The 14,814-nt window shown below is 54.2% G+C and carries 15 protein-coding genes; 5 read left to right on the top strand and 10 right to left on the bottom strand.

Annotation, left to right across the window (positions count from 1 at the left end; genetic code table 11):
- The first annotated feature begins 6 nt into the window (after nucleotides 1-6).
- Nucleotides 7-1,200, top strand: a complete 1,194-nt coding sequence (chrA, locus tag MLE19_RS18440) for a chromate efflux transporter (protein WP_240719579.1) — start codon at nucleotides 7-9, stop codon at nucleotides 1,198-1,200.
- A 179-nt stretch (nucleotides 1,201-1,379) separates the two neighbouring features.
- On the opposite strand, the gene MLE19_RS18435 is transcribed toward chrA, so the two are convergent.
- The gene (locus MLE19_RS18435) at nucleotides 1,380-1,652 is read right to left on the bottom strand and encodes an XRE family transcriptional regulator (protein ID WP_008958942.1); all 273 of its coding nucleotides are present in this window, start codon (nucleotides 1,650-1,652) and stop codon (nucleotides 1,380-1,382) included.
- 220 nt (nucleotides 1,653-1,872) lie between these two features.
- On the opposite strand from MLE19_RS18435, the gene purE reads away from it, so the two are divergent.
- The 3 genes from purE to MLE19_RS18420 all read left to right on the top strand — a co-directional run bounded on the left by purE (nucleotide 1,873) and on the right by MLE19_RS18420 (nucleotide 5,307).
- A complete protein-coding gene (purE, locus tag MLE19_RS18430) occupies nucleotides 1,873-2,388 on the top strand; it encodes a 5-(carboxyamino)imidazole ribonucleotide mutase (protein WP_240719578.1) in 516 nt (171 codons plus the stop codon).
- A 12-nt stretch (nucleotides 2,389-2,400) separates the two neighbouring features.
- On the top strand, nucleotides 2,401-3,555 hold the full coding sequence (locus MLE19_RS18425) for a 5-(carboxyamino)imidazole ribonucleotide synthase (RefSeq protein ID WP_240719577.1): 1,155 nt from the start codon (nucleotides 2,401-2,403) through the stop codon (nucleotides 3,553-3,555).
- A gap of 174 nt (nucleotides 3,556-3,729) precedes the next feature.
- Nucleotides 3,730-5,307 (top strand): sensor domain-containing diguanylate cyclase, encoded by a 1,578-nt coding sequence (locus tag MLE19_RS18420; RefSeq protein WP_240719576.1) that lies wholly within the window; start codon nucleotides 3,730-3,732, stop codon nucleotides 5,305-5,307.
- Nucleotides 5,308-5,325: 18 nt separating this feature from the next.
- Here MLE19_RS18420 and MLE19_RS18415 read toward each other — a convergent pair whose 3' ends face one another.
- The 7 genes from MLE19_RS18415 to MLE19_RS18385 all read right to left on the bottom strand — a co-directional run bounded on the left by MLE19_RS18415 (nucleotide 5,326) and on the right by MLE19_RS18385 (nucleotide 11,492).
- The gene (locus MLE19_RS18415; protein ID WP_240719575.1) at nucleotides 5,326-6,144 is read right to left on the bottom strand and encodes a TraX family protein; all 819 of its coding nucleotides are present in this window, start codon (nucleotides 6,142-6,144) and stop codon (nucleotides 5,326-5,328) included.
- Nucleotides 6,145-6,476: 332 nt separating this feature from the next.
- Nucleotides 6,477-7,256 carry a transporter substrate-binding domain-containing protein gene (locus MLE19_RS18410; RefSeq protein ID WP_240719574.1) on the bottom strand — a complete coding sequence of 260 codons (780 nt, stop codon included), beginning with the start codon at nucleotides 7,254-7,256 and terminating at the stop codon, nucleotides 6,477-6,479.
- 143 nt (nucleotides 7,257-7,399) lie between these two features.
- A complete protein-coding gene (locus MLE19_RS18405; RefSeq protein ID WP_240719573.1) occupies nucleotides 7,400-8,131 on the bottom strand; it encodes an ABC transporter permease in 732 nt (243 codons plus the stop codon).
- 1 nt (nucleotide 8,132) lies between these two features.
- A complete protein-coding gene (locus tag MLE19_RS18400) occupies nucleotides 8,133-8,834 on the bottom strand; it encodes an ABC transporter permease (RefSeq protein WP_240719572.1) in 702 nt (233 codons plus the stop codon).
- Nucleotides 8,835-8,849: 15 nt separating this feature from the next.
- Entirely contained in the window at nucleotides 8,850-9,620 is a 771-nt protein-coding gene (locus MLE19_RS18395) for an ABC transporter ATP-binding protein (protein WP_176302009.1), read from the bottom strand.
- A 268-nt stretch (nucleotides 9,621-9,888) separates the two neighbouring features.
- Nucleotides 9,889-10,875, bottom strand: coding sequence for a succinylglutamate desuccinylase (locus MLE19_RS18390; RefSeq protein WP_240719571.1), 987 nt, complete (start codon nucleotides 10,873-10,875; stop codon nucleotides 9,889-9,891).
- Between the two features lie 176 nt (nucleotides 10,876-11,051).
- On the bottom strand, nucleotides 11,052-11,492 hold the full coding sequence (locus MLE19_RS18385; protein ID WP_240719570.1) for a hemerythrin domain-containing protein: 441 nt from the start codon (nucleotides 11,490-11,492) through the stop codon (nucleotides 11,052-11,054).
- Nucleotides 11,493-11,692: 200 nt separating this feature from the next.
- On the opposite strand from MLE19_RS18385, the gene wrbA reads away from it, so the two are divergent.
- Complete coding sequence (gene wrbA, locus MLE19_RS18380; protein WP_240719569.1) at nucleotides 11,693-12,292, top strand: NAD(P)H:quinone oxidoreductase; 600 nt, start codon at nucleotides 11,693-11,695, stop codon at nucleotides 12,290-12,292.
- A 93-nt stretch (nucleotides 12,293-12,385) separates the two neighbouring features.
- Here the strand turns inward: wrbA and MLE19_RS18375 are convergent, their stop codons facing one another.
- Nucleotides 12,386-13,414, bottom strand: a complete 1,029-nt coding sequence (locus tag MLE19_RS18375; RefSeq protein ID WP_240719568.1) for an SMP-30/gluconolactonase/LRE family protein — start codon at nucleotides 13,412-13,414, stop codon at nucleotides 12,386-12,388.
- Between the two features lie 159 nt (nucleotides 13,415-13,573).
- Nucleotides 13,574-14,647, bottom strand: coding sequence for a tartrate dehydrogenase (locus MLE19_RS18370; RefSeq protein ID WP_276322497.1), 1,074 nt, complete (start codon nucleotides 14,645-14,647; stop codon nucleotides 13,574-13,576).
- Nucleotides 14,648-14,814: the final 167 nt, after the last annotated feature.

Here is a 14,814-nt window from a genome sequence, read left to right as displayed (position 1 = left end):
AGAATAATGGTGGAAGAAACGCAGACACGAAAGCGCATAGCTGAGGTGTTTTGGGCATTCTTAGCGTTGGGCTTAACGTCTTTTGGCGGCCCGGTGGCGCACTTGGGGTATTTTCGCACCGCTTTTGTGGAGCGGCGGCAGTGGCTAAGCGAAAATGCCTACGCCGATTTGGTCGCGCTTTGCCAGTTTCTGCCGGGGCCTGCGAGTAGCCAGGTGGGTTTTGCTCTTGGCTTACTGCGTGCTGGCCCGTGGGGGGCGGCGATGGCGTGGCTGGCTTTTACGCTGCCTTCGGCAATTATTCTGCTGTTGTTCGCACTGGGTGCTGCGGTGCTGGATGGCCCGATCGCCAGCGGTATTATTCATGGCTTAAAAGTGGTTGCGGTAGCGATCGTCGCCCACGCCGTATGGGGCATGGCGCGTAACCTCTGCCCGGATAAAACCCGCGCTGGGATTGCCCTGGCCGCTGTGTTCACAGTGGTGCTGGTAAGTGGCCCGCTGGGACAGGTTGCAGCGATTGTATTGGGTGGTTTAGTCGGGCTGGCGCTGTGCCGGAATAGTGCCGCCATAGGAGAAACCGCACCGCTGCATTTTCCGGTTTCCCGCCGAGCAGGAATGATAGCGTTGGGGCTATTCGGCGGGCTGCTAGTTCTGCTGCCACTGATGGCGGGCGGTGCTGTTTGGCTTAACGTGATCGATGCATTTTACCGCTCAGGTGCGCTGGTATTTGGTGGCGGGCATGTGGTGCTGCCGCTGTTAGAAGCCGAAGTGGTGCAGTCAGGCTGGATAACGCCCGATGAGTTCTTAGCAGGCTATGGCGCTGCCCAGGCGGTGCCAGGACCGCTATTCACGTTTGCGGCTTACCTGGGCGCGCTTCTGCCCGGTATGAACGGGGTAGTGGGGGCGTTGTTGGCACTGCTGGCAATTTTTATCCCAGGGTTCTTACTGCTGGTCGGCGTGCTGCCGTTTTGGAACCAATTTCGTCGGTGGGGTAGCGCTCAGGCGCTAATGCGCGGTGCCAATGCGGCTGTCGTGGGGATCTTAGGCGCAGCGCTTTATCAGCCGGTATGGATCAGCGCGATCATTGGCGCAGAAGAGTTTGCGCTGGCGCTCACCGGTTTCTTGCTATTAACCGTATGGAAGCTGCCCGTTTGGATAGTGGTGGCTATTGTAGCGTTTGGGGGAGTGGCGATTGCGCCGTGAGCAATGACACATAAACGGCCATTACGAACGATGTGAAGTAATCTCGGAATAGGGCTTGAGACAGAGCTTGAGATAGAGCTTAAGACAGGGCTTGAGCGTGAAGAAAAAAAGTTTTTTACAGACCGCCGGGAGGCGGCCTGTGAGAAGTGGAGAAGTGGGAACAGCAGAAAAAGTGTCTGCTATGGCGCCTCCAGCTCTAAGGTGCGACGCAGGGCGTGAAGTTCATCCACTCCCAGGTGCTCAAGCCTTCCGGCGAGCAAGTCGCTAATTTTCTGAACGGGAAGCCCTGCCCGACGGGCAATTTCTCGACTTCCTAAGTCTGATACAGCGATCAGACGCGTGATAATACGCATTAATCGCGTACGTTTTTCAAGTTCCCTGACGTCGAGGTCAGGGCTGCTTCGCGGAGGATCAAGCTGTTCCGCAGTGGCAGTTGCGCGTGCCGTGCTCATGTGGCTCCATCAGTCTGAAATGACAAACACACAATGCCGCCAACCGGTGCGCATTTCAATGTCTATTTTGATGAAAATTTCACGATTTCTGCAAAGCCCGCAAACGCGCTAGCTCTGGTAAACTATCCGCCTTCCTATTTTGTTGTGTGCCTGGGTGGGCACACGCTACTTTTTCGATTTTATATCGCTTTTTATAGGCCATTGGGCCGAGGAGTTTTGCATGTCGTCGAACAGCGCACCCAAGGTGGGCGTGATCATGGGGTCGAAGTCTGACTGGCCGGTCATGGAGCACGCGGTTTCCATGCTGGAGCGTTTGGGCGTGGCTTATGAAACTCGCGTGGTGTCGGCGCACCGCACACCTGACCTGCTGTTCGATTATGCCAAGAGTGCTGCCGAGCGCGGCTTGCAAGTGATTGTGGCGGGCGCGGGCGGCGCTGCCCACTTGCCGGGTATGGTGGCCTCGCAAACGCCGCTGCCGGTGCTGGGTGTGCCGGTGGAGTCGAAAGCGCTAAAAGGACTGGATTCTTTGCTTTCCATTGCGCAGATGCCGGGCGGCATTGCCGTGGGCACGTTGGCGATTGGTAAGGCGGGCGCCACTAACGCAGGCTTGCTGGCGGCACAGATCGTTGGCTTGCAAGACGCCACGGTGCGCAGTGCAGTCGAGGCGTTCCGCGCGGAGCAGACCCAAAAAGTGCTCGATAATCCGGATCCGCGCCCCGATCCAGAAGCAGAATAAGGAGGCTCGGTTATGAACACAGATACATCAAAGAGTGTCGTTGCTAAAAACATCGGTGTACTGGGCGCAGGCCAGTTAGGGCGCATGTTGGCGCTAGCGGGTTATCCGCTGGGTAATCGCTTCACTTTTTTAGATACCACGGGTAATCCCAGCGCGGGCATTGGCGATGTGATCGTCGATCCTAATAACCAGTACCTGGCTGAGTTTTTGGCCAAGGTTGATGTGGTGACCTACGAATTTGAGCACTTGCCCGTGCAACTGGTGCGCGAAATTGAGCAGCATAAGCCTGTTTACCCCAGTAGCCGCGCCATTGAGGTGTGTCAGAACCGGGTCGAGGAGAAGACACTCTTCGATCGCTTGGGCATCCCGACCCCCGCTTACCGCGTCGTCGAGTGCGCCGAGCAGCTAGAAGCGGCCGCCCGTGAGTTGGGCTGCCCGGTGGTGGCGAAGTCCGTTACCGAAGGCTACGACGGCAAGGGTCAGGCCGTATTGAAGCAGCCTGAGCAGGCTGGCGAGGCGTGGAGCGCGATTGGCCATTCACAGCTGGTCGTTGAGGCCTTCGTCGATTTCGTGCGCGAAGTGTCGATGATTGCCGTGCGCGGTCGTGATGGCGAAGTGGTGTTCTACCCCATGGCGGAAAACCAGCACGTGGATGGCATTCTGCGTTACTCCGTCGCGCCGCTGCCGGATTTAGACGCCAGCGTTCAGCAAACCGCGGATGAGTATATTCGTGCGCTGCTGGATGAGCTGGATTACGTGGGCGTACTAGCGCTTGAATTGTTTCAAACCCGCGATGGCAGCCTGCTGGCCAACGAAATGGCGCCCCGCGTGCATAATTCCGGCCACTGGACGATGGACGGCGCGGTGACCAGCCAGTTTGAGAATCACCTGCGGGCGATACAGGGCCTGCCTTTGGGCGATACCCAGGCGATTGCCCCGACCTGCATGATTAACGTGATTGGCCGTGAAGGTGACAACGCAGCCATTCTAGCGCTGGCCAACACGCACCTGCATCGCTACGACAAAACTGAACGTGCCGGTCGTAAGCTCGCCCACGTCAATATACTGGCGGCCAATCATGCCGAGCTGCTGGAGAAAGTTCGCGCCTGTAGCGCTTTGTTGCCCGATGCTCCCCCTCCAGATCTTAGTTTTTCTATCAAACAGTAGTTTCTAAAGTCGCCCGCTAAGGCGACTTTTTTTTGCGCTTAAACTGGCTGGCTAGTTGACCGACTGCGCACCTTTTATCGCTAAACGTCGTTAAATAGGCTAAAAAGGCACTACAAAAAAATTAGCTAGCAAAGCTGATCTTAATAGCACTTATTATTTAGGCGGGTAGTCAGTATGTCTCTCTCTTCCATCCCTGGGAAAATGTCCGGGCTGCGTAGTGGTTTCCATCAAGATCACCATGTCACTGTAAAGCGTTTGCATAATGAAAAGGTGCGGCTCCTTTACGACAATCTATGGCAACCCGTGCTCAGTAGTGTGTTGGCAGGCATACTTTTGGTGACAGCAATGTGGCCTGTCGTTGCGAGTTGGATACTGCTCACCTGGCTGACCACTCTGACCCTCGTATCACTGCTTCGCCTTGCGATGGCTTACCATTTTCGTCGCTTACCTGCTGTTCAGCAGCAGCGACGCCGTTGGCTTTACCGCTTTAGCATCGGAGCGATTGCAGCCGGGTGCGTGTGGGGAGTAGGCGGTTTCGTTCTGTTTACCGGTGAAAATCACGGCCAGGTAGCGGCGCTTTCGATTGTGCTGGCAGGCATTGCGGCTGGTGGCATCACCACACTTTCTGCAGTGTGGTGGGTAGCGCTTGGCTTTGTGCTGCCGATTATACTGCCGCTACTGATCCAGTTTTTATTACTAGGCACCCCGTTGGCCTTACTCATTGGGGCTATGCTTAGCCTGTTTTTAGGTTTGATTATTACCACTAGCCGACGCTTAAGTCGCATTATCAACGACAATATTGCCCTGCGAGTGACCATGAGCGCCCGGGAGGCAATGCTACAAGAGAGTGAAAATCGCTATCGCTCCATCTTTAATCACTCGCCGTTGGGGGTGCTACATTTTGATGAGCATGGTCAAGTCACGGACTGTAATGGCAAGCTGCTGGAAATTCTGGACGTTAACCGCGCGCAGTTGCTCGGCTATCAGATGCTATCACGCTCGGCGAACCGGGAAGTGGCAACCGCTGTGCGTGAAGCGCTTACCAAGGGCACTGGTGGTTACTACGAAGGAACCTACTATTTGCCAAAAGCGAGTGAAGGCACGCCTTTGCGTGCGTTTTTTAACGGCGTGCATAGCGCGGGGAACAGTATGGTTGGCGGCGTCGCCATTGTTGAAGACTTCACGGAGCGGAAACGCGCTGACGCGATCATTTACCGCCAAGCCTTCTATGATTCATTGACCGATTTACCTAATCGTCGGCTGTTTATTGAGCGCCTAGAAGCGCTTTGTGACGATACTGAAGCTGCAAAGCAGGGCGGCCTGCTGATGTTCTTGGATATGGATCGTTTCAAATTGATTAACGATACGCTTGGTCATGCCGCCGGGGATGATTTGCTGGTGCAGGTAGCCCGCCGCTTGGAAAGTTGTTTAGTGAAGGGGGATATGGCGGCACGGCTTAGTGGCGATGAGTTTGTACTACTGGCCCTGTTCGAAGAGCCCTCTGAGCATGCCATGGAGGGGCTAGCCGAGACGTATATGCTCAAAGTTCAGCAGGCTCTCTCTCAGCCGTATCGACTGGAAAGTCACTGGTTAGATGTTACGCCGAGCCTGGGATACACTTGCTTTACAGCCGCAGAATGCGATCACGAAGAAGTACTTAAGCAGGCCGATATTGCTATGTATCGAGCTAAAATGGAGGGCCGGGCGCGCCTGCGTCGCTTCCAGCCCTGGATGCGCGATGCTGCGCATTAAATATACTGCGATGAACGCTTAAGTCAGTTGACCGCTAAGCACCACCCATAACGCAATTAACGCAAAGTGGCCCGGGTACCACGCCAGCCATAAACGGCGCGGCATCGCTAAACTGACAGGGGGAATGCGTTGAGCTGCGCCAGCGGCAAGAATAAGCACTACTACGCAGGTGCCAACGGTAAACGATTTGGCCATATCGGAAGCGTTCATCTGACCTGCAATCCAGAGTACGGGAAACGCCGCTAATCCGGCCCACAAGCGCGACTGAAAATCGCTGCCTGCTTGACTCAAAGCGTGCATCGCAAACATTAACAGCGGAATCAGCAGCAGCCCGTTATGCCCGTACTCAACCCAAAACCCCAGCAAGTACCAAACTGTAACGCCCACTGCCGCGCCTGCCAACAGCCAGGGCAAACCTAACGTTTGCTGCTGGTAGTGTTGCCAGCCTTGGCGCACTAGTGTGCCCAGCGCAAGGCCGCTGGCAAGGGTAAAACAGACGTTCAAGATAAAAGCATCTGAAGCGCGGGGCATTAGCATATAGGGGAGCTGGGCGACCAAACCGATAACTAAGATGCGCCGAGAGTAGCGCAACGGATTGCGAGTATTAAACAACCCGTGCCACGCCACCATGGCGGCAAACAGCGGAAAGGCAATACGGCCAATGGAAGAGCCCGCCCAGCCTAGATCCCAATCGCCGGGCAGTACGTAGCGAGTGAGGTGATCAACGGTCATGGTAATCAGCGCCAGCCATTGCCCCCAGCCTGTCCAGTAGGAAGAGGGGCGCAAAGACGCGGCAGGTTCTGTTGCCACCGAATGGGCTGCTGATTTTTCAACCATGGTACCTCCTTGTAGGGCTTCGTTGTGGTGTAGAGACCCGCAATACTTGCGCTAGTTCGCTGGACTGTTTTGGGTTTTGAGCGAAAACGGTCTGTGTCAGCCGATTTATTACACAACCTCAGCGTTTCTCAACGTTGCGATCAAGTTGCTTAGGAGTTTACCCGGTTTCGTCTCACCTGGGTGATTCGTGCGGTTTGCTGATGCTGATGTTTATGTCAGAGCGGAGCGTGCGGGGCGGCCTAGAGGCAAAGGCAGGGTGCGGAAAGATAGCGGGAGGGGAGAGGGCTTGAGGGAAAAACTCCCCGGCGTTGAAGCCGGGGAGGAGAGAGCGTTTACTCTGCGTCTTCTTCACCAAAATAACGGGCGAAGATTTCGTCGTAAGTACCGTCTTCCTGCACTTCAGCTAAGGCTTCGTTGAACTGCTCAGCCAGTGCTTCGTCGCGTTGACGGAAGGCAATACCAAAACCATCACCGAAGTACTCTTTTGGCTCGCTGATGCGCTCGCCTACCACTACGTACTCAGCTTCTTCGCTTTCCAACAGAGTGGATTGGCCAATCGGGAAGTCGAGGAACACGATGTCCAGACGCTCAGCTTCCATATCCAGCACCATGTCATCGGCGGTGGAGTAGCGGCTGATGTCGGCAACGTCGCTGAAGTTGTCAGTCACGTAGTTATCTTGCAGGGTGCCACGCTGAACGCCGATGGTCATGCCTTCCAGCGTCTCTTCAGTGGCTTCGCTGATACCTAGATCGCTAGCCGCAAACCATGCAGAGGGCATGGTGATGTAGGGGTCAGAGAACAGCACTTGCTCACGACGCTCATCATTGATTGTCATTGACGACATGATGGCGTCGTAGTTGCGTGACATCAGGCCAGGAATAATGCCATCCCACTCTTGCTCGACCCATTCGCAGGTAACGCCCATGCGGTCGCACAGCTCGTTGCCAAGGTCGATATCAAAGCCGGTGAGCTCGCCTTCAGCGGTGCGGAATTCCATCGGCTCGTAGGGCACGTCAACGCCGATACGGACGTTGTCGTAGTCACGTGCCTGTGCTGAGGAGGCGGCGGCGACGGCCAGGCCCAGCAGCGAGAGAGATAGTAGTTTTTTCATATTGTTACTCCGTATAAAGCGGATACAAAGGGCGAGTAGTATTTGTTGAACAGCTATTAAACTAACCCAGGTTGGCGCTAACGAAAAGAGTTTGCCCGCCAGTGAACCAACGTTTGTTTGACGGTTGCATCATTTTTTCATGATTAAGCATCTTGTGGGCGTAGATGTGCCAGCAGCTTTTTCTCCAAATAGCGGAAGAAGAACAGAATCGCGAACGTTAAGCACAGGTAAATGGCGGCTACGAACAAAAACGCTTCAAATGGCGCGTAGTAGCGCGCATAGACAAAGCGAGCTGCACCGGTCAAGTCCATCAAGGTGACCACGCTGGCAATCGCGCTGGCGTGGAGCATAAAGATCACTTCATTGCCGTAGGCGGGCAAGGCGCGGCGGAAGGCGCTAGGTAGAATAATGCGCCGCATCATCAAACGTGGTGACATGCCATAGGCACGGGCGGCTTCAATCTCGCCTTGGGCAGTGGCCTTGATGGCACCCCGGAAAATCTCAGTGGTGTAGGCGGCAGTGTTCAGCGTGAAGGCGATCAAGGCTGGGTAGAAGGCCTCACGAAGCACGGGCCATAAAAAGGTTTCCTGAATGCCGTCAATAAACACTACGCCGTAATAGATGATATAGAGCTGAATCAGCAGCGGCGTGCCACGAAATACATAGGTGAATAAATAAACTGGCAGGCTAATCCACTTATGTTTGGAACTGCGCATGATCGCCAACGGCACGGCCAGTATTAACCCCGCAATCAGTGATAAAAAAACTAATTGAGTGGTGGTGACCAAGCCTTCCCAGTAGTAGCCCAGTGTGTCGGCGGTAAAAATGGTATTGCCAGCGAGCAGGTCATTGAACCAAGCGGAAATATCGAGCATGTCACTGACCTCCAAAGCCGATGTCGTAGCGTTTTTGCAGTCGCGCAAATATCCATTCGGATACGCTGGCGATCAGCAGGTAAACCACGGCCACGGGAAGCAAAAAGGTAAACGGCTCGTGGGTCGCGCGGGAGGCTTCAGCGGCCACGCGCACCATGTCGGTTAAGCCGATAACGGACACCAGCGCAGTGGTTTTGAGTAGAACCATCCAGTTGTTGGAGAGCCCCGGCAGCGCATGGCGCATCATTTGCGGAAAGCGAATACGGCGAAATACCAGGCTACTGCTCATACCATAGGCCTTGCCCGCTTCGATCTGACCATTGTCTACCGCCATAAAAGCGCCGCGAAAGGTCTCCCCCATATAAGCGCCGAAGATAAAGCCAATGGTCAGCACGCCAGCGGCAAAGGCATTGAAGTTAATGTAAATGTCGATCTCGTAGTTGTAATAGAGCATATCGCTGATGGCGTTGACGCCGATCTGCCCACCAAAAAATAGCAACATCATTAAGACGAGATCCGGTACGCCACGAATTAACGTGGTGTAAACCGTGGCGGTACGCCTTAAAAACCAATTACGCGACATCTTCGCGGTGGCGGTTAGCAGTCCCAAAATAATCGCTAAGATCAGCGATAACACCGCCAATTGAATAGTGACGCCTGCCCCCTCGATCAGCCGGGGACCATAACCTTGCAAATCAATCATGGTGAGCCTCGCGGATCAGTATTTGGGGGCCAAAAATTGCTGTAGGCGCGGAGATTGCGGATTGCCTAATACTTGATCCGGCGGGCCTGCTTCTTCGACCAAGCCTTGATGAAGATAAATCACCTGGCTGGAGACATCGCGGGCAAAACTCATCTCGTGGGTGACCACCACCATGGTGCGGCCCTCTTCGGCGAGGCCATGCATTACCTTGAGTACGTCGCCAACCAGTTCAGGGTCTAGGGCGGAGGTGGGTTCGTCAAACAGCATGACTTCCGGGTCCATCGCCAGCGCGCGAGCAATGGCGCCACGCTGCTGCTGACCGCCAGACATCTGCGCCGGGTAGGCGTTGGCGCGGGCGCTTAAGCCTACGCGGTCTAACAGGGCGTGGGCATGTTCCAAGGCCTCTTTTTTGGGCTTTTTCAGTACATGAATCGGCGCTTCAATAATGTTTTCCAGCAGCGTCATGTGGGCCCACAGGTTGAAGCTTTGAAACACCATGGAGAGCTTGGCACGCATTTGCACCACCTGCTTCCAATCTTCAGGCTCTCGACCATGCTTGGTGGTTTTAAAGCGAATGGGTTCGCCGTGAACAATGAGGTCGCCATCATCAGGCTGTTCAAGCAAGTTCATGCAGCGCAAAAAAGTACTTTTACCCGACCCGGAGGCACCAATCAGGGTTATCACATCACCCTTTTGGGCTTGCAGTGAGAGTCCTTTCAGAACTTCCGTATCGCCAAAGCGCTTTTTAATATTACGCACTTCAAGGGGAGTAGGCGTAGCGGCCATAACATTGGCTCCAGTACAGAGTTGCCGCAGCAACGGGTTATCAGCAGTAGGGTATCTACAACGGGCTGTGATGCGGCTGGCGCGAAAAAAGGGGCGATTCTATCAGGCTGGACGAATAATGCGCGCCCTCCTTATCACATTAAGCACTCGACGATAGTCGTATTAACGTCGAGTGCCCAGTGATCGCCTCACTATTGTTATTGTCAAAAGTTGTTATCAAGCTCTCATACGCTTAGACGTTTTTATAATGGCGCTTGCTGTTAGTAATCTAGACGTCCTGGTTAACCGGGGCGACCAGCAGTGCCGCGCGGGCGCCTACTTCAACCTTGGCATTGGGGAACACCACATGGAGTGGCGTATCGCCCACCCTAAAATCACCGGCTTTACCATCTTGCGCTAGCAGCGTACCGGGCTCAAAGCGATTAAAGTTGGCCATGTCTTCATCAAAACAGAGCTGGAAGTCATCTGATTGGCGAATTAGCTCGTGCTGCACCTGAAAAAACTGCATTTGCGCAGCGGGCTGATTGGCCGGTGAGGTACCTTGGCTTAACGATGTGAGCAGTTCGCCCATCGGTTTCAGGGATGCCATATCGTTTTGACCAAAAGGCGCGACCCGGCCCAGCTCGAAAGTGAACGCTTGGGCACCGTGATAGTGCTTACTGTAGTGGGAGAACGTCCAGCTGTGCTGATGTTGATTTAATACCGCCTGCATATCCGCTGCTGCTAGCCAGCCCCACTGTTCCGAGTCGGTGGGGGTGTTGGCGTAGGGTTCCACAACAAAACGGGGGTAGCGGCTACCGCGAATGGCGGTGTGCAGGTCGTAATGCAGTTTGGGTAGCTCCGCATGGCGAGCATAAAAGCGATCCACCGCGTTCATTAATTCCCGTGCGCGATCGGGTTCTTCGCCTTCATCGCGTAATTCACGGTTAAAAAGGCGATTTAAGTTAGTGGTAACAAAACGCTGTTGAATTTTAAGTGCGGGCAGGTTGCCAAGAATGACTAAAACGGGCGCACCCAGCGTAATGCTGCCGGCTTCAATCCCGCTTAGCCATTCACCCACTAATTCCACTGGCGCGGTTTCATTGCCATGGATGGCTGCTGAAAAAATGCAGGCGTGGGCGTTCTGGCTTGCACAGTTAGGCGTGAGTTCCAAAATGCCAGGCGCATGCAACGAATAGGTGCCGCTTGCAAAGACGCCTTGGCTGGCGGCGGGAAGCTGCCCTTCAAGCGACCAGTCGAGCCATTGGCCTAGCATTGTCGGCTCCTTAGCATCTGTTTTCAGTATCGTTGTCAGTATAAAAGCGTGCTTAGGTTTACCACGCTGGGCGTGTGTCACAAGCCTAGAGGTCGTTCGCGTGAAAAAGCTCAGCGTATTGATGAAATAAAAACGCCCATGCGATGCATGAGCGCTTTTTCAATCTGTTTATCAGGTTACGCTGAGCGTTGGCGCTGCATTTCTTCTTCATACTCACCGGCAAGGGAAGTCTTTTGTTTATCCTCCAGGCCTCGGCCAGCCAGTTGAAAGACTTCCTGCTCCTCTTCATCGAGGTGGTGAGTGACTAATTCCTGAAGCTGTTTGGCGTGGGTCAGCCAGTTAGTCGCACTGTAGTCGGTTTCATCCAGTAATTCTAAAAGTTCATCAATTTCATGATGTTCAGCCACGCTATGGCGTGCCTTCTCTTGGGTCAAATCAATCGACATCATTGGGATATAGAGCGCGCGCTCTTCGGCGGCAGCGTGGTAGTGCAGTTCAGCACGCACCTGCTGATACAGGTTATCGCGCTCATCGCTGTCTCCATGAGTCTCAACTAAGCGGGCAAGCAGATCGCGCTGAATATCATGATCCTTGCGCAGGGCTTCAAAAATCGTCATTCCAGACTCCTTGGATACGTTTGAGGTGGGCAAGACAAAAGCTAGTGGTGGTTAGCATAAAGTGCAAGCTCGGAGCATCGATGAAATCGACGCTCCCGGACGAAAACATTCGCTTTTTTCTACGCTTGAGTGCGTTATGTTGAAGGTATCGTTCACTGGGCGACAGCCCAACACCGCAAAATGCAGTAAAGGAGATAGCAATGACAAAGGTACTGGTACTTTATTATTCTATGTATGGTCATATCGATACGATGGCCCACGCAGTGGCAGAGGGCGCCAAAGGGGTTAGCGGCGTTGAGGTCACCGTTAAGCGCGTGCCTGAGACTATGCCCGAAGAAGCATTTAAAAACGCAGGCGGTAAGCAGGATTACGATACCCCAGAAGCGACTCCGCAAGAGCTAGCCGACTACGATGCGATTATTTTCGGTACGCCCACTCGCTTCGGCAACATGACGGGTCAGATGCGTACTTTCCTGGATCAAACCGGCGGCCTGTGGGCCAAAGGCGCTCTGCGGGGTAAGGTAGCCAGTGTATTTACCTCTACCGGTACCGGCGGTGGCGATGAAATGACCATTACTTCAACCTGGACCACGCTTGCCCACCACGGCATGATCATTGTGCCAATTGGCTATGGCCTTGAAGAGCAGTTTGATATCTCCAAAGTGAGCGGCGGCACGCCTTACGGCGCAGCGACTCTTGCTGGTGGTGATGGCTCTCGCCAGCCTGATGAGCGCGAGCTCAAAATCGCCCGCTTCCAGGGTGAGCTAGTTGCCAAGACGGCTGCAAAACTAGCCAGCTGATGACTGGTTAAATAGTCAAAAACGCAGTGCTAGTCATAACAAAGCCTCGCCGGAGAGATTCGGCGAGGCTTTTTGATGAACGTTATAATCTCACTACGCCCCGCGCGTTGCTGTGTAAATCGTATAGACGGACTGGCTAGCCGTCATAAAGAGGCGGTTGCGATTCGCGCCAGCAAAACACATGTTGGAACAGACCTCGGGCAATAATACGCGGCCCAACAGCGTGCCTTCCGGTGAGAATACCACCGCGCCATCAATGCCCTCGCCACCGTTAGCACTCGACCAGATATTACCGTCTACGTCACAGGCCATACCGTCAAAGATCGTATCCTCGCTGGTAACGATGACTTGCCGGTCAGAAACGCTGCGGCCGTCTTCGCCAAGCGACCAGCGAATGATGCGCGCAGGCTCTTCGAAGTGAGTGGGGGCACTGTCACTGGCGTAGAAACCCTTGCCATCCGGTGTTAGTACAATACCGTTGGGTTTAAAAATATCGTCGGTCAGCATGATGGGTTCATCAAGGTTGTCATCGACGTAATAGATTGCCGTTTCGAGCTCCAGATCTCGTTTTTTACCCTCGTAGTCGAAGTGAGCACCATAACCAGGATCGGTAAAGATCACACCACCCGATGGTAGGGCCACCACATCATTGGGTGCATTGAGTGGTTTGCCCTGATAGCGCTCGGCGAGCACCGTTGTACTGCCATCCCACTCGTAGCGCAAAACCCTTGCAGGGTTATGTTCGCAAGAGATTAACCGGCCCTGATGATCAAAGGTGTTGCCGTTAGAGTAGCCAACGTTGTCTCTCAAAACGCTGACCTGACCAGTCGACTCGTCCCAGCGCATCTGCTTGGCTCTGGGTATGTCGCTGAACACGACGTAACGACCCACGGCATTCCAGGCGGGCCCTTCTGTCCATAGGCCTCCGCTCCAGTGGCGCTCTAAAGGACTGTTAAAAATCATGTAATCACTGAAACGCTGATCCTCGACTTTCCAGGCATCAATCGGGTAGCGATCAGGAGTAGGACCTAATGAGGTCTGCATTGCGAATATATGCGGCGATGTGCCGACCGCGGCCAGAGCGGCCGTTGCCGAAAGGAACTGACGGCGTCCAAGTTTCATAGCAATGTCCTGAGTTCGTTTATCGATGTTGTTATGAGCGAAGTGAAACAGGCGTTTCTTTCACCCTCAGGATAAATGTAGAACATAGGTGTTTAAAAAACATACATTGGCTGCCCGGTTGGTTTTAACCGGGCAGCCAATTGCTATGGCAGATGAACGTCAGTGCGAAATAGCCTTGGCAATCGCCTGACCCAAGCTTGCAGTGGTGCCTTGACCACCCACATCGCGAGTAAGTACTTGGCTATCGCCTTCGCTCAGCACTGCCTCAATGGCGGTGACCATGGCATCCCCTGCTTCTTTATAGCCCAGGTGCTCCAGCATCATCGCGCCCGACCAGATCTGGCCGATGGGGTTGGCAATGCCTTTACCGGCGATATCCGGTGCGCTGCCGTGTACCGGCTCAAACAGGCTGGGGAAGTGGCCTTCCGGGTTGATGTTGGCCGAAGGGGCAATGCCGATGGTGCCGGTACAGGCGGGGCCTAAATCGGAAAGGATATCGCCGAACAGATTACTGCCCACGACCACATCGAACCAATCCGGGTGAAGTACGAAATTGGCGGTCAGGATATCGATATGGAATTTATCTACCGCGATCTCTGGATAGCCTTTGGCCATTTCGACCACGCGCTCATCCCAGTAGGGCATGGTGATGGAAATGCCGTTGGACTTGGTGGCAGAGGTTAGCTTTTTGCGCGGGCGAGTTTGGGCAAGCTCAAAGGCGTACTTGAGTACGCGGTCCACGCCGGTCCGGGTCATCACCGTGTCTTGAATGACGACTTCACGGTCAGTGCCTTCAAACATTTTGCCGCCAACGCTTGAGTACTCGCCTTCGGTGTTCTCACGCACCACGTAAAAATCGATATCGCCGGGTTCGCGGCCTGCCAGCGGGCTTTTAATCCCAGGCATCAGTTTGCAGGGGCGCAGGTTTATGTACTGATCAAAGCGGCGGCGGAACTGGAGCAGTGAGCCCCACAGGGAGATATGGTCGGGCACTTTGTCTGGCCAACCCACCGCGCCGTAAAACAGCGCATCGAAGCCTTTTAACTGCTCGAACCAGTCATCCGGCAGCATTTTGCCATGCTCAAGATAGTAGTCGCAGCTACCAAACTCAAAGGTGGTGAACTCAAGGTCAATATTGAAGCGCTTTGCCGTGGCCTCTAGGGCGCGAACACCTTCTGGCATCACTTCGGTACCGATGCCGTCACCGGCGATAATGGCTATACGGTGGGTCATGGTGATTCCTTATATTGTTAGTTGCTTTGCATGCTTGTGAGTCGTGAGTCGTGAGTCGTGAGTCGTGAGTCGTGAGTCGTGAATAGAGTGTAGCGGCTATTTTGAAAGAGATAATCAGGCTACCATTCAAGCTATTGTTGCTTAAAAGTGAAGAGTGGCTGAGGGAC

It is taken from the genome of Vreelandella neptunia, from assembly GCF_022489065.1.
Taxonomy (GTDB): domain Bacteria; phylum Pseudomonadota; class Gammaproteobacteria; order Pseudomonadales; family Halomonadaceae; genus Vreelandella; species Vreelandella neptunia_A.
The sequence above is the reverse complement of the archived record's forward strand: the minus strand, read 5'-3'. Positions and strand labels throughout refer to the sequence as shown.

Coding starts and splice junctions, on each gene's coding strand:
- chrA (WP_240719579.1), top strand. CDS start 7: ATGGTGGAAGAAACGCAGACACGAAAGCGCATAGCTGAGGTGTTTTGG.
- MLE19_RS18435 (WP_008958942.1), bottom strand. CDS start 1,652: ATGAGCACGGCACGCGCAACTGCCACTGCGGAACAGCTTGATCCTCCG.
- purE (WP_240719578.1), top strand. CDS start 1,873: ATGTCGTCGAACAGCGCACCCAAGGTGGGCGTGATCATGGGGTCGAAG.
- MLE19_RS18425 (WP_240719577.1), top strand. CDS start 2,401: ATGAACACAGATACATCAAAGAGTGTCGTTGCTAAAAACATCGGTGTA.
- MLE19_RS18420 (WP_240719576.1), top strand. CDS start 3,730: ATGTCTCTCTCTTCCATCCCTGGGAAAATGTCCGGGCTGCGTAGTGGT.
- MLE19_RS18415 (WP_240719575.1), bottom strand. CDS start 6,144: ATGGTTGAAAAATCAGCAGCCCATTCGGTGGCAACAGAACCTGCCGCG.
- MLE19_RS18410 (WP_240719574.1), bottom strand. CDS start 7,256: ATGAAAAAACTACTATCTCTCTCGCTGCTGGGCCTGGCCGTCGCCGCC.
- MLE19_RS18405 (WP_240719573.1), bottom strand. CDS start 8,131: ATGCTCGATATTTCCGCTTGGTTCAATGACCTGCTCGCTGGCAATACC.
- MLE19_RS18400 (WP_240719572.1), bottom strand. CDS start 8,834: ATGATTGATTTGCAAGGTTATGGTCCCCGGCTGATCGAGGGGGCAGGC.
- MLE19_RS18395 (WP_176302009.1), bottom strand. CDS start 9,620: ATGGCCGCTACGCCTACTCCCCTTGAAGTGCGTAATATTAAAAAGCGC.
- MLE19_RS18390 (WP_240719571.1), bottom strand. CDS start 10,875: ATGCTAGGCCAATGGCTCGACTGGTCGCTTGAAGGGCAGCTTCCCGCC.
- MLE19_RS18385 (WP_240719570.1), bottom strand. CDS start 11,492: ATGACGATTTTTGAAGCCCTGCGCAAGGATCATGATATTCAGCGCGAT.
- wrbA (WP_240719569.1), top strand. CDS start 11,693: ATGACAAAGGTACTGGTACTTTATTATTCTATGTATGGTCATATCGAT.
- MLE19_RS18375 (WP_240719568.1), bottom strand. CDS start 13,414: ATGAAACTTGGACGCCGTCAGTTCCTTTCGGCAACGGCCGCTCTGGCC.
- MLE19_RS18370 (WP_276322497.1), bottom strand. CDS start 14,647: ATGACCCACCGTATAGCCATTATCGCCGGTGACGGCATCGGTACCGAA.